At 41.0% G+C, this 13,180-nt stretch carries 11 protein-coding genes; 8 read left to right on the top strand and 3 right to left on the bottom strand.

Features of this window, described 5'->3' with window-relative positions; all coding sequences use genetic code 11:
• Positions 1-135 precede the first annotated feature (135 nt).
• Entirely contained in the window at positions 136-2,970 is a 2,835-nt protein-coding gene (locus AW165_RS13995; protein WP_005071099.1) for a ribonucleoside-diphosphate reductase subunit alpha, read from the bottom strand.
• A gap of 353 nt (positions 2,971-3,323) precedes the next feature.
• Here AW165_RS13995 and AW165_RS20150 point away from each other — a divergent pair, with 353 nt between their 5' ends.
• The 3 genes from AW165_RS20150 to bfmS are packed head-to-tail and all read left to right on the top strand — an operon-like array spanning position 3,324 to position 5,901.
• The gene (locus tag AW165_RS20150) at positions 3,324-3,506 is read left to right on the top strand and encodes a hypothetical protein (protein ID WP_031944149.1); all 183 of its coding nucleotides are present in this window, start codon (positions 3,324-3,326) and stop codon (positions 3,504-3,506) included.
• Entirely contained in the window at positions 3,503-4,219 is a 717-nt protein-coding gene (gene bfmR / locus AW165_RS13990; RefSeq protein WP_000076440.1) for a response regulator transcription factor BfmR, read from the top strand. The genes AW165_RS20150 and bfmR overlap by 4 nt, the downstream gene beginning before the upstream one ends.
• 32 nt (positions 4,220-4,251) lie before the next feature.
• On the top strand, positions 4,252-5,901 hold the full coding sequence (gene bfmS / locus AW165_RS13985) for a sensor histidine kinase BfmS (RefSeq protein ID WP_032006728.1): 1,650 nt from the start codon (positions 4,252-4,254) through the stop codon (positions 5,899-5,901).
• 21 nt (positions 5,902-5,922) lie between these two features.
• On the opposite strand, the gene AW165_RS13980 is transcribed toward bfmS, so the two are convergent.
• Both AW165_RS13980 and AW165_RS13975 read right to left on the bottom strand, forming a co-directional pair.
• Positions 5,923-6,276 (bottom strand): hypothetical protein, encoded by a 354-nt coding sequence (locus AW165_RS13980; RefSeq protein WP_002120022.1) that lies wholly within the window; start codon positions 6,274-6,276, stop codon positions 5,923-5,925.
• Between the two features lie 92 nt (positions 6,277-6,368).
• Positions 6,369-7,787 carry a GGDEF domain-containing protein gene (locus tag AW165_RS13975; protein WP_060466157.1) on the bottom strand — a complete coding sequence of 473 codons (1,419 nt, stop codon included), beginning with the start codon at positions 7,785-7,787 and terminating at the stop codon, positions 6,369-6,371.
• Between the two features lie 424 nt (positions 7,788-8,211).
• On the opposite strand from AW165_RS13975, the gene ndhC reads away from it, so the two are divergent.
• From ndhC to nuoF, 5 genes are all read left to right on the top strand, one after another.
• Positions 8,212-8,763 (top strand): NADH-quinone oxidoreductase subunit A, encoded by a 552-nt coding sequence (gene ndhC / locus AW165_RS13970; RefSeq protein ID WP_002120061.1) that lies wholly within the window; start codon positions 8,212-8,214, stop codon positions 8,761-8,763.
• A gap of 6 nt (positions 8,764-8,769) precedes the next feature.
• Complete coding sequence (locus tag AW165_RS13965; protein WP_002120034.1) at positions 8,770-9,447, top strand: NuoB/complex I 20 kDa subunit family protein; 678 nt, start codon at positions 8,770-8,772, stop codon at positions 9,445-9,447.
• A gap of 84 nt (positions 9,448-9,531) precedes the next feature.
• Positions 9,532-11,319: an NADH-quinone oxidoreductase subunit C/D gene (nuoC, locus tag AW165_RS13960; RefSeq protein ID WP_002120052.1), complete on the top strand. Its 1,788-nt coding sequence runs from the start codon at positions 9,532-9,534 to the stop codon at positions 11,317-11,319.
• Positions 11,320-11,332: 13 nt separating this feature from the next.
• A complete protein-coding gene (gene nuoE / locus AW165_RS13955) occupies positions 11,333-11,842 on the top strand; it encodes an NADH-quinone oxidoreductase subunit NuoE (protein WP_002120040.1) in 510 nt (169 codons plus the stop codon).
• On the top strand, positions 11,839-13,170 hold the full coding sequence (gene nuoF / locus AW165_RS13950; RefSeq protein WP_002120030.1) for an NADH-quinone oxidoreductase subunit NuoF: 1,332 nt from the start codon (positions 11,839-11,841) through the stop codon (positions 13,168-13,170). The genes nuoE and nuoF overlap by 4 nt, the downstream gene beginning before the upstream one ends.
• Positions 13,171-13,180 lie beyond the last annotated feature (10 nt).

The following is a 13,180-nucleotide window of genomic DNA, read 5'->3' as shown; positions in this document are numbered from 1 at the left end:
ATGTCTATCATAATCATCATTCAAGTGATGATTTGACTATCTACTGACTGTACAACATCCTCGATAGCCAAATCGACTATTTATGAGATCACTTAGTGATAAGTGATCTCTACGGATAAGTTGTCTAATCAGTGATTACTGGCAAGCTTCACAATCAGGGTTGTCGATTGAACAAGCCATTGGTACTGGAGCTGCTTGAGTAAAGCCTTCCTCTTCAACTGCTGCTTCTGGCTTCTTCGCTTCTACAACAGGGGCAGCAACTGCCGCTGCTTCAACAGTCGCAGGTTTAACTGCGTTTAAAGCACCTGTGTTGATTGTAGATTTTTCAGCAGAAGTTGCACCTAAAGCTCGGAGGTAATAAGTCGTCTTAAGACCACGTAACCATGCCATCTTATAAGTGATGTCAAGTTTCTTACCATTTGCACCAGAGATGTAAAGGTTAAGCGACTGAGCTTGATCAATCCATTTTTGACGGCGTGATGCAGCATCAACGATCCAACGTGTATCTACTTCAAACGCAGTAGCAAAGATTGCTTTTAATTCTTCAGGAATACGAGCAATTTTTTGTACTGAACCTTCAAAGTGTTTAAGGTCGTTAACCATTACTGTGTCCCAAAGACCACGTTCTTTTAATGCACGAACAAGGTATGGGTTAATAACAGTGAACTCACCAGACAAGTTAGATTTCACATATAAGTTTTGGAATGTTGGCTCAATAGATTGAGAAACACCACAAATGTTAGAGATGGTTGCAGTTGGAGCAATCGCCATCACGTTTGAGTTACGCATACCGTCTTTTTGAACTTTGGCACGTAAAGTGTCCCAGTCTAAACGTTGAGTACGGTCAACTTCGAACATGCGCTCTGGACGAGATTTCGCAACAATTTCTAAAGAATCGATTGGAAGGATGCCTTGATCCCACAATGAACCTTTGAATGTTGAGTAAGCACCACGTTCAACAGCCAAGTTGCTTGAAGTTTCAATCGCGTAGTAGCTAATCACTTCCATTGATTCATCTGCAAAATCAACAGCAGCGTCTGAACCGTAAGCAATACCCATTTCATATAGAGCATCTTGGAAGCCCATGATACCCATACCGACAGGGCGGTGTTTCAAGTTCGAGTTTTTCGCTTGTGGTACAGCGTAGTAGTTAATGTCGATCACGTTATCGAGCATACGTACTGCTGTTTTAATAGTGCGAGCTAACTTCTCACGGTCTAACACACCACCTTGAACGTGTTGTACAAGGTTGATCGAACCCAAGTTACATACTGCAATTTCATCTTGATTTGTGTTCAAGGTAATTTCAGTACATAAGTTAGATGAGTGAACTACACCAACGTGTTGTTGTGGTGAACGTAAGTTACATACATCTTTGAATGTGATCCATGGGTGACCAGTTTCAAACAACATAGAAAGCATTTTGCGCCATAAGTCTTTAGCACGTACTTTCTTGTGTAGCATGTTAGTTTCTTTCGCTACAGACTCATAGTAAGCATAACGCTCAGCAAATTCAGCACCAGTTAAGTCGTGCAAGTCTGGAGTTTCAGAAGGGGTAAATAATGTCCATTCACCATCTTCAAATACACGTTGCATAAACAAGTCTGGAACCCAGTTCGCAGTGTTCATGTCGTGAGTACGGCGACGGTCATCACCCGTGTTTTTACGAAGCTCTAAGAACTCTTCGATGTCTAAGTGCCAAGTTTCTAGGTATGCACACACAGCACCTTTACGCTTACCACCTTGGTTTACTGCAACAGCTGTATCGTTCGCAACTTTCAAGAATGGAACAACACCCTGAGACTTACCGTTAGTACCTTTAATATAAGAGTTCAAGGCACGAACAGGCGTCCAGTCATTACCTAAACCGCCAGCCCATTTAGAAAGCATTGCGTTGTCACGCATTGCGCCATAAATGTCATAAAGGTCATCGCCAATTGTTGTTAAGTAACAACTTGAAAGCTGTGGACGTAATGTACCTGAGTTAAACAGGGTAGGCGTAGAAGCCATGTAGTCGAAGCTAGACAATAAGTTATAGAACTCAATTGCACGCTCTTCTTTATCTTGCTCATTGAGTGCAAGACCCATCGACACACGCATGAAGAATAATTGTGGTAATTCGAAGCGAACGCCGTTTGAGTGAATGAAGTAACGGTCAAATAAAGTCTGCAAACCTAAATAGGTAAACTGATTAGAACGTTCTGGCTGAATTGCTGCTGATAATTTTTCTAAGTCGAAGTCAAGCAAGTCAGGTGAAAGCAAATCAAGCTCAACACCTTTTTTCAAGAATGCTTCAAGTGCATTGTTTTCTGGTGTGTCTGTTGATAAGCCTAAGAACGTTAAACCAGTGCTCACTAATTCGTTACAAAGCAAACGTGCAGTCACGTAAGTGTAGTTTGGTTCTTGTTCAATACGGGTACGTGTTGCCATCATCATTGTAGTGGCAATATCACTTTCTTTTACGCCGTTATATAAGTTTTTAACGGTTTCATCGACAATGGCTTGAACGTCAATACCTTCCAAGCCTTCAGCCGCCTTAGAAACAGTTGCTTGCAATGCACTTAAATCAAGTGGCTGAAGCTGACCGTTTGTGTCGGTAACTTGTAAAGTAGGGTGGTGGTTTGAGTTCGTTTGCTGACGAGCGCTAGCACGTTGTTCACGGTAAATCACATAAGCGCGGGCAACCTTTTGTTCCCCAGTACGCATTAAAGCAAGTTCTACTTGATCTTGAATTTCTTCAATATGGATTGTACCGCCCGATGGTAAACGGCGAGTAAAAGTATTTAAGACCATTTCCGTCAACTGGGTAATACGGTCATGAATACGGCTAGAATCCGAACTCTGTTGACCTTCCACAGCAAGAAAAGCTTTACCAATCGCAACTGAAATTTTCTCTGCATCAAATGCAGCAACATCTCCAGTGCGCTTAATCACCTGAATTTGACCGGGAGTCGAAGTAATTACGCTCATGCCAGCATAGCTCCATTGTCACTTTTGTTATGTTCATAGACCGTTTGAACCGAGCAAAAAACATGCCACGATATTTGAGGGATAAACACAAGACTTAGTAGTTAAAGTTTATTTTCAACACAAGATACGGGATTTTTCATAGCAGATCAATCTTGACTTTTTAGTAATTTTTTATCTGTATGATTTGATGGGAGATAGCATAGCAAAGCTGTTAAAAAACACTTATAGATAACTTTGTGGATAACTCAAAAAACAAACACTTAAATAAATTTAAACTAAACAGAGAAATAATTTGTTTAATATTCATACATTGGAAATATGAATAGAATATGAAATTTAATAACAATAAATAAATCTTAAAAACACGTGAAAATTCAAAGGCTAATAAAATGCAACAAAATACGATGGTCATGTATCAGTTTGGTGAACGCCTACTTGTTTACAATGTAAACGTGTGTATATTGCAAATGATAAACGAATGTATCTGCAAGATTTTTAAGATGCATGAAACGAGATTTATAGGGGCAATGATATGAGCCAAGAAGAAAAGTTACCAAAGATTCTGATCGTTGAAGATGACGAGCGCTTAGCGCGATTAACTCAAGAATATTTAATTCGCAACGGTTTGGAAGTTGGTGTAGAAACTGATGGTAACCGTGCAATTCGTCGTATTATTAGTGAACAACCAGATCTAGTAGTCTTGGATGTCATGTTGCCGGGTGCCGATGGCTTAACAGTTTGCCGTGAAGTTCGTCCACATTACCATCAACCGATTCTGATGTTGACTGCACGTACAGAAGACATGGATCAGGTACTTGGTTTGGAAATGGGCGCAGATGACTATGTTGCTAAACCGGTTCAACCACGTGTTCTTTTAGCGCGTATCCGTGCACTATTACGTCGCACAGATAAAACTGTAGAAGATGAAGTTGCTCAACGTATCGAGTTCGATGACCTTGTAATTGATAATGGCGGTCGTTCTGTAACGCTAAATGGTGAACTTGTTGACTTCACTAGTGCAGAATATGATCTATTATGGTTGCTTGCATCAAATGCTGGTCGTATCTTATCGCGTGAAGATATCTTCGAACGTTTACGTGGTATCGAATACGATGGTCAGGACCGTTCAATCGACGTCCGTATTTCACGTATTCGTCCAAAAATTGGTGATGATCCTGAAAATCCAAAGCGTATTAAAACAGTACGTAGTAAAGGTTACTTGTTTGTTAAAGAAACCAACGGGTTATAAGGTCTGAATAAACTTCCTATAAGGTTGGTCGAGTGTTTAAACACAGTATATTCCTGCGAATATATGCGGGACTGGTAATTCTTGTTGTTCTGGTTGCTGTCTTTGGTTATTTGCTTGTACAAATTATCAATTATCAACGGGCACAAGAATACCGAGAATCTTTAACCGATGGTATTTCTTATGTCATTAGTGAGGGAGTCGCTCGACAACCAGGGAAGCAACAGAAAATAGACTGGGTTTCAGATGCGTCAGATTTATTGGAACTTCCAATTTACTATACTGATGCAAGCAAGGTTGAGTTATCTCGTACCGAGAAAAAACGAATCGAAGCTCAAAAGTCTGTTGTCCGTTACGATGCCAGTAATAGTATTGCGTATATCATTATTGGCTTACGTGATGATCCTCAGCACTTTTTATCTATAAAAGTCGACAAAATTACTGAGCGCCAAATGAAGGCTCTCCCTATTTTTGTACTTGATTATCTAATGTTTTATCCGGGGCAAGAACAAGAATATCTTGCCAAGATTCAAAAGCATTTCTCTTACCCAATTAATATCTACAATATTCAAGACGTTAATCTGGACTCTGAACAAATTGGTCGTTTACGCCAAGACCAAAGCGTTATGTTGTACAAAGACAGTGCGACAGTCCGCGGTACAACCATTTCAATCGTCTCTCCAATTCCGAATCAGCCTACACGGGTTCTCGTGCTTGGACCGGTTCCGATGTTTAACTGGATGCCTTTGCAGCTTTCAGCAGGGATTACTTTATTTAGCTTATTTTTGCTGAGTCTAGGTGTTTATGGGTTGATCTTGCCGCTAGAGCGTAAAATTCGCCAAGTACGTTATGCATTAAACCGTATGAAGTCTGGTGATTTGTCATTGCGTGTTCCTATTGAAGGAAGTGACGAAATGGCAAACTTGGCATCAAGTTATAACAACATGTCTGATCATATTCAGCGTTTAATCGAGGCTCAGCGTGAGTTAATGAGAGCGGTATCTCATGAGCTTAGAACACCTGTTGCCCGTATTCGTTTTGGTACAGAGATGTTGGCGGAAGAAGATGACTATAATCATCGTATGCATCAGGTCGACATGATTGATAAAGATATTGAGGCACTCAATACTTTAATTGATGAGATCATGACTTATGCAAAACTAGAGCAGGGTACACCTTCACTAGATTTTGATGAAATTACTTTATTTGATGTGTTAGATCAGGTTGCAGTTGAAACCGAAGCTTTAAAAACGCAAAAAGAAATTGAACTTGTTGCTCCTCCACTTTATGTAAAAGTAGATGCTGAGCGCCGTTATTTACATCGTGTTGTTCAAAACTTGGTGGGTAATGCAGTTCGTTATTGTGATAATAAAGTTCGGATTACCGGTGGTATCCACAGTGATGGCATGGCCTTTGTTTGTGTTGAAGATGATGGCGCAGGTATTCCTGAACAAGACCGTAAAAGAGTATTTGAAGCTTTTGCCCGTCTAGACGATAGCCGTACGCGTGCGTCGGGTGGTTATGGTTTAGGGTTGTCTATCGTAAGCCGTATTGCCTATTGGTTTGGTGGTGAAATTAAAGTGGATGAAAGCCCAACCTTGGGTGGCGCTCGTTTTATTATGACATGGCCAGCAAAACGCTTTAAACAGCCTCCTTTAAAAGCCAATAAAAAAGCACCTTCATAAGGTGCTTTTTTATTAATCTACTTATAGTTGGGTTGCATCTGGTTCCAAAATAGGTTTTCCGCTTCTTAAGCTGGTTAACGCATCGGAATTAAAATCGATCAGTAACGAATTGTTTTTTGCATCAATCTGGTATTTTTGAATAAGAGGTTGATCTCCATTAAGCGTTTCTATTTTATATTCATCTGCAATATGCAAAATACCTTCTAGGTTTGTTGTCGTTGACGCAAAATCCTGTCTAAATATTTCATAGACATCTCGCAAGTCAAAAATTGCATTGTTGGCATCTGGATGTTTGTGAATATAGCTTTCTATATGTCGCACCAGTAATTGTGCAAACAAGTAGTAGTTTGGTTTATGCGTATATTCTAGAGTCATGCATTTTTCTCCTTATTATCTGTTATTAGCATACATGGCAAAACACAGGTTATTGTATAAAATTCATTACACTAGATGATGAAATGAAAAAATTATAAAGAGATAAACACTCGATTACGTCCTTGGCGTTTTGCTTGATATAAAGCATCATCTGCTTCTTTAAATAAATTTTCAATCGCTCGATGGGACGATGGGGAATATAAGCTTATGCCAATACTCACCTGTATGAAAATTGGTAATTTTCCATAAATATAAATCGGTTGCTGGCTAATTTTAATTCGAATTTGTTCAGCCAGTTCAAATGCACTTTCTTTAGTGGTATCTGCAATAAAAATGGCAAACTCTTCACCGCCAAAACGGCCTAATAAATCGTGGGGATGCAAAATATTTTGTATGGTGGTGACACAAGTTTGTAGCGCACGGTCACCGATTTGATGGCCGTAGTTGTCGTTAACTTGCTTAAAGTGGTCGACATCAAGCATGAAAAAAGCTGAGGTCTTATTTTCTTTTTGAACTTTTTCTTGAAGTAATCTGACCGATTGTAAAAACTGGCGTCGAGTCAGGCTTGACGTTAGTTCGTCATGTGCAATGGCATGTTGAAGCTTTTGAATTAACTCTGAATGCAAAACACTAATGCTAGAAACCGTGAGTGGGGCAATCGTCATCATAATTAACCCAATTCGGATCGAGATCGTATTGCTGAAATATTCGTTTGGATAGAGCAAAAGGTAATGTCCAGAGACATGATAAATAATATAAGCACTGGTAAAGCTAGTAATGAGTGCAACAACAATAGGTTTGTAGCGAATCGCACACCAGATCAGGGCAGCAATCGGGTAGAGCAGCGAACCCGGACCAGAGTCATAATAGCTAGCAGCAATCGAAATAAGTACAGCGCCAAAAGGTAAAAGGTCGGTTGGTTGTAGGCCGCGATTTCTTGAAAAGTAATGCTTAACCTGACTATATTGAGGAATGTTCAATATGATAGGTAAAAGAAGCAAGGCATTCTGCAGTTCTGAAGTAAACCAGTAACCAAACTCATCCAACAAGCCACCAATCATAAATTTGGTATTAAACATAGGCACGAAAGTTGCTGCAAACAATGCACCTACTACGCTACCTATTCCGCATAATCCAAATAAAAAAAGGTAAGAATAACCGCGATAGGCCGCTTTAATATGTTGATTAAAAAACATATAGAGCGCAAACGTAGTAACAACATAAAGAAAGTTTGATGTTGTTAAAACAAGTGTGAGAGCAAATGGAGTGCCCTGAAATAAGTCAGCAATCACATATCCTATATAGGCACCTAAAAATGCGCTTGGTTGGCGTGTGATTGGAAAACGAATAAGCAATCCGAGCAAAACCGAATTGGCAGGCCAAAAGAATGCAAGAAAACTTAAAGGGCGAGATGCGATGCCAATCAAACAACATGTCGCAATAATGAAGCTAAATAGGAGAAAAAATTTTAAAAAGGAGAGAAATGAAAATTCACGAAGTGAGTATGGCATCAGCTGCCCTTAATGATAAATACTCTTATCCAAGAGTAATAAAATATTATGCATGATTAAACATTCATCATAATTAGAGGAGAAGCTGAATACAATAAAAAACAAACTAATATTATAAAAAAGTAAGTTATAAAAAGTTAATAAGCGCTTCAACTGTGTAAATATTCTAAAATTAAAAAATGAAAAAAATCATCATAAACAAAGAAACTATTAAATAAACCGATTATGTGCTGTGAAACCCCCCTTACAACACATAGATGAATAGTTTTGTCTAGAAAATCATCCGAAAGACTAAGACGCTTCAACTAGCATGGGAAATTAGAAATCAGGTACAATTGGCGGGATTAATTTTGTGTTTGGTGTATTTGAAGGCCAATACATACATTCTTTGTTAAATAATAGGCCTGCCAGGAGTTATCCCCGCATGAGTGCCATTACTCCATACGACTGGGCGATTATCGCCTTCGTGATCGGCGTTACATTTCTTTGCGTCTTTATGCTCACAGTTCCCTTACTCCTCGGGGGAAAATCGTGGGGACGTGCTAAGCAAGAGCAGTTTGAATCAGGTGTCGTGAGTGCTGGTGGCGCTCGCATTCGCCTGTCTGCAAAGTTCTATTTAGTTGCAATTTTCTTTGTTGTCTTCGACTTAGAGGCACTTTACCTCTATGCATGGTCTACTTCTGTGCGTGAAGTAGGGTGGTTGGGATATACCACTGTGGTGATCTTTGTCGTTGATTTATTGATTGCGCTTGTTTATGCCTTCTCTGTAGGTGCTTTAAGTTGGTCACCAGCAGATCGCCGTAAATCAGCAGGTGAAGCGGTTAAAATCGGTTCACCAACAATGAACATTGCTGAAATTACACGCTTTAATTCTATTGAAGAGCTCGTAACTGACCCTACAGGCCAGATTCCAGCTCAATCATCAGGTCGTGTTAAGTCAAAAACTACACCTGCATTGTCATCTGAAAAGGAGTAAGTCGGGATGAAATATACTCTGACCCGCGCGAATCCGGATGCTGATCAATACCCATTGCAAGAACGTCAAATTGTGACGGATCCGCTTGAAGAGGAAGTGAATAAAAACGTATTCATGACTCGTTTAGAGGATGTCTTGCATACAGCAGTAAACTGGGGACGTAAAAACTCTTTGTGGCCATTTAACTTTGGTACCTCATGTTGTTACGTCGAATATGCAACGACCTTAACAGGTGTGCATGACTTGTCACGTTTCGGTGCAGAGGTTATCCGTGCTTCACCTCGTCAGGCTGACTTGATGATTGTTGCAGGTACATGTTTCGTAAAAATGGCACCAGTTATTCAGCGTCTGTATGAACAGATGTTAGAGCCTAAATGGGTCATCTCGATGGGTGCTTGTGCAAACTCTGGAGGTATGTACGACATCTATTCAGTAGTACAAGGTGTAGACAAAATTATTCCTGTTGACGTGTACGTCCCAGGTTGTCCGCCTCGTCCTGAAGCATTAATTCAAGCTTTAATGCTTTTACAAGACCAGATTCAATTAGAGCGACGCCCGCTTTCTGCCGTGATCGGTGATGATCTTCAGCCAGTGTATAAGCCAAAGATGATGCCAGAACGTGATCGTAAGAATGCAGAGCGTATTGCCGTTAAAAACTTACGCTCTATGGATGAGATTAAATAATTTTTTGACGGTGTTTTGACATATCTAACTGATATGTTCATCGAGAAAATTGACAGAATTTGTATTAAATAGGAAGCCAAGCCAATGGCTGAAACTGACATTGCTATGCCAGAGTCAACAGCAGTTGATTCACGCCCAGCATTTGCAATCGTAGAAGAGCTCAAAACCAAATTTGGTGAGAACTTTTACGTGCAGGCGACTTTTGAAGAGTTTCCAACAGTCTGGGTCGAGCGCGCACGCGTGCAAGAAGTCCTTATGTTCCTGCGTAAAGTGGAACGTCCGTATGTAATGCTGTTTGACTTATCTGCGATGGATGAGCGTTTACGTGTTCATCGTGATGGTTTACCAGCATCTGACTTCACTGTGTTCTATCATTTATTATCGCTTGAGCGTAATAGTGACATTCGTATCAAGGTTGCCTTGAACGAAAATGATCTAAACATTCCGACAGCGACAAATATCTGGCCAAATGCCAACTGGTATGAACGTGAAGCTTACGATATGTTCGGTATCAATTTCGAAGGGCATCCAATGCTCCGTCGTATTTTGTTGCCAACCTATTGGGAAGGTCATCCGCTTCGTAAAGAATATTCAGCACGTGCGACAGAATATACGCCGTACATGCAAGATAAAGCGAAACAAGACTTTGAACAAGAACACTTACGTTTTGTGCCGGAAGACTGGGGTCTTAAGCGTGGCAACGCTGATGAAGACTTCATGTTCTTGAACTTGGGTCCTAACCATCCATCTGCACATGGTGCGTTCCGTGTTGTATTGCAGTTAGATGGCGAAGAAGTGAAGGACTGTGTACCTGATATTGGTTATCACCACCGTGGTGTGGAAAAGATGGCTGAACGTCAAACATGGCATTCTTTCATTCCTTATACTGACCGTGTTGACTACTTAGGTGGTTGTGCTCAAAACATGCCGTATGTGATGGCTGTAGAGCAAATGGCAGGCATTAAAGTTCCTGAGCGTGCACAAGTTATTCGTGTCATGTTGAACGAATTGTTCCGTATTAATAACCACTTGTTATTCTGTGGTACGGCAATTCAGGATGCTGGCGGTATGACACCAGTATTCTATATGTTCGCAGACCGTCAAAAAGTTTATGACATTGTTGAAGCAATCACGGGTTACCGTATGCATCCAGCATGGTTCCGTATTGGTGGTACAGCACACGATCTTCCAAACAACTGGCAAAAGCTTGTTAAAGAATTGCTAGAGTGGATGCCTAAACGCTTAAACGAGTACTACACAGCAGCATTGAAAAACTCTGTGTTTATTGGTCGTACGCGTAATGTTGCACAATACGATGCCAAATCTGCACTCGCATGGGGTGTAACTGGTACTGGTTTACGCGCAACAGGTATCGATTTTGACGTACGTAAATATCGCCCATACAGCGGCTATGAAAACTTCGATTTTGATGTGCCGGTTGAGTATGAAGGCGATGCATACGCACGTGTGCTTGTTCACTTCCGTGAAATTACCGAGTCGCTAAAAATTATTCAACAGTGCTTGGATAACATGCCTTCTGGTCCATACAAGGCGGATCATCCATTGGCTGTTCCACCACCGAAAGATAAGACATTACAAGATATTGAAACCTTGATTACGCACTTCTTGAGCGTTTCATGGGGTCCTGTCATGCCAGCGGGCGAGTCATCATTTATGACTGAAGTGGTTAAAGGCGCAAGTACTTACTACTTGACTTCAGATAAAGCGACCATGAGTTATCGTACTCGTATTCGTACACCGACGTTTACTCACTTACAGCAAATGCCTTCAGTGATTAACGGAAGTTTAGTATCTGACTTAATCATTTATCTGGCGACCATTGACGTGGTTATGGCTGACGTGGATCGCTAAGAGGTAACACATAATGATGATTTTGACTGATAAAAAACCACGTGTGAATGTTGAAGGGATTTTGACTGCGGAAGAAATTCACGAAATTGAACATCACATTGGTCACTATCCATACCCTCGTGCAGCCTCTTTGGATGCATTGAAGTGTGTACAGCGCCGTAATGGTTGGGTAGATGACGCTCAAATGAATGCCATCGCACAGTTGTTGTCGATGAGTGTTGCTGATTTGGAAGGTGTTGCAACATTTTACAACCGTATCTATCGCCATCCGGTAGGTCGTCACGTAATTTTGCTTTGCGACTCAATTGCTTGCTTCTTAATGGGTGCAGAAACTCTTGCTGAAGCATTCCAGCGTGAATTAGGAATTCAGTATGGTCAAACGACACCAGATGGTCGTTTTACACTGCTTCCAATTTGCTGCCTAGGCAACTGCGACAAAGGCCCAACTTTAATGATTGATGAAGATACTCACGGTTTAGTCGAAGTGACATCAATTAAACAGTTATTGGAGAAGTATGTATGAATACTGAACCAAAACCAATTTATGGCGACGGTAATCCAGAAACTCATCCGCTTACTTGGCGTTTAAGTAAACAAGAAGCGGTACGTAGTGCTGATGATTACGAAGCACTTGAAGGCTATGCTGGCTTTAAAAAAGCATTAGGCATGAAACCTGCTGAAGTGTTAGACGTCATTAAAGCTGCAACTGTAAAAGGTCGTGGTGGTGCGGGTTTCCCAGCGGGTATTAAATGGTCATTGATGGCACCAAATGATGGTGGTCCACGTTACTTGATCTGTAATGCCGACGAAATGGAACCGGGTACCTTTAAAGACCGTTTGTTGATGGAAAAACTTCCACATCAATTGATCGAAGGGATGTTAATTGCGGGTTATACCTTAGAAGCAACTCAAGGTTATATCTTTATCCGTGGTGAATACATCGAGGCTGCTCAATATCTAAATGAAGCATTAGAACAGATTCGTGCTAAAGGTTATTTAGGCGAAAATATCTTAGGTTCTGGCTGGAATTTTGATCTGCATGTACATACGGGTGCAGGGCGTTATATCTGTGGTGAAGAAACTGCATTGATTAACTCGCTTGAAGGCCGTCGTGCTAACCCACGTACTAAGCCACCGTTCCCGCAAGTTGCAGGAGCATGGGGTCGTCCGACGATTGTGAACAACGTTGAAACTTATAACAACTTGCCAGCAATCATGCTTCGTGGACCAGAGTGGTATATCGGCTTGTCAGCGGGTAAATCAAAAGATCCAGGCACTAAAATTTATGGTGCATCGGGTAAAGTTAAATTCCCAGGTCTTTGGGAATTGCCGTTTGGTACAACTGCACGTGAAGTAATTGAAGATCATGCAGGTGGTATGCGTGAGGGCTTAAAGCTCAAAGCATGGTTGCCAGGTGGTGCTTCAACTGACTTTTTACCAGCAGATACCATTGATTTACCAATGGATGCAGACACGATTATGAAAGCAGGTTCTCGTTTGGGAACATGTTTGTTAATGGTAGTAGACGAAACCCAATGTATGGTATCGCTCACTCGTAACTTAGAAGAGTTCTTTGCGCGTGAATCATGTGGTTTCTGTACACCATGTCGTGATGGTTTGCCATGGGCTGTTAAAGCGCTTAAAGCACTTGAAGCAGGCGAAGGTAAGAAAGAAGATATCGACCATTTACAAGAACTAACTCGTAAATTATGGATTGGTAAAACTTTCTGTGCCCACGCACCAGGTGCGATGGAGCCGCTTATGGGCGCACTCAAACATTTCCGTGGTGAGTTTGAAGCGAAAGTGACAAATCGTCCTGTCGTGCAAACCAGCAACGTAGAACAAGCTTAAGGAATTCGAC

Source organism: Acinetobacter sp. LMB-5 (assembly GCF_001541635.1).
Taxonomy (GTDB): Bacteria; Pseudomonadota; Gammaproteobacteria; order Pseudomonadales; family Moraxellaceae; genus Acinetobacter; species Acinetobacter pittii.
This window is presented reverse-complemented; position numbering and strand designations above follow the sequence as displayed.

Bases quoted from the DNA above. Each gene is read 5' to 3' on its own strand.
- AW165_RS13980 (WP_002120022.1), bottom strand. From the start codon at position 6,276: ATGACTCTAGAATATACGCATAAACCAAACTACTACTTGTTTGCACAA.
- nuoE (WP_002120040.1), top strand. From the start codon at position 11,333: ATGATGATTTTGACTGATAAAAAACCACGTGTGAATGTTGAAGGGATT.
- AW165_RS13965 (WP_002120034.1), top strand. From the start codon at position 8,770: ATGAAATATACTCTGACCCGCGCGAATCCGGATGCTGATCAATACCCA.
- AW165_RS13995 (WP_005071099.1), bottom strand. From the start codon at position 2,970: ATGAGCGTAATTACTTCGACTCCCGGTCAAATTCAGGTGATTAAGCGC.
- nuoC (WP_002120052.1), top strand. From the start codon at position 9,532: ATGGCTGAAACTGACATTGCTATGCCAGAGTCAACAGCAGTTGATTCA.
- AW165_RS13975 (WP_060466157.1), bottom strand. From the start codon at position 7,787: ATGCCATACTCACTTCGTGAATTTTCATTTCTCTCCTTTTTAAAATTT.
- nuoF (WP_002120030.1), top strand. From the start codon at position 11,839: ATGAATACTGAACCAAAACCAATTTATGGCGACGGTAATCCAGAAACT.
- bfmR (WP_000076440.1), top strand. From the start codon at position 3,503: ATGAGCCAAGAAGAAAAGTTACCAAAGATTCTGATCGTTGAAGATGAC.
- ndhC (WP_002120061.1), top strand. From the start codon at position 8,212: ATGAGTGCCATTACTCCATACGACTGGGCGATTATCGCCTTCGTGATC.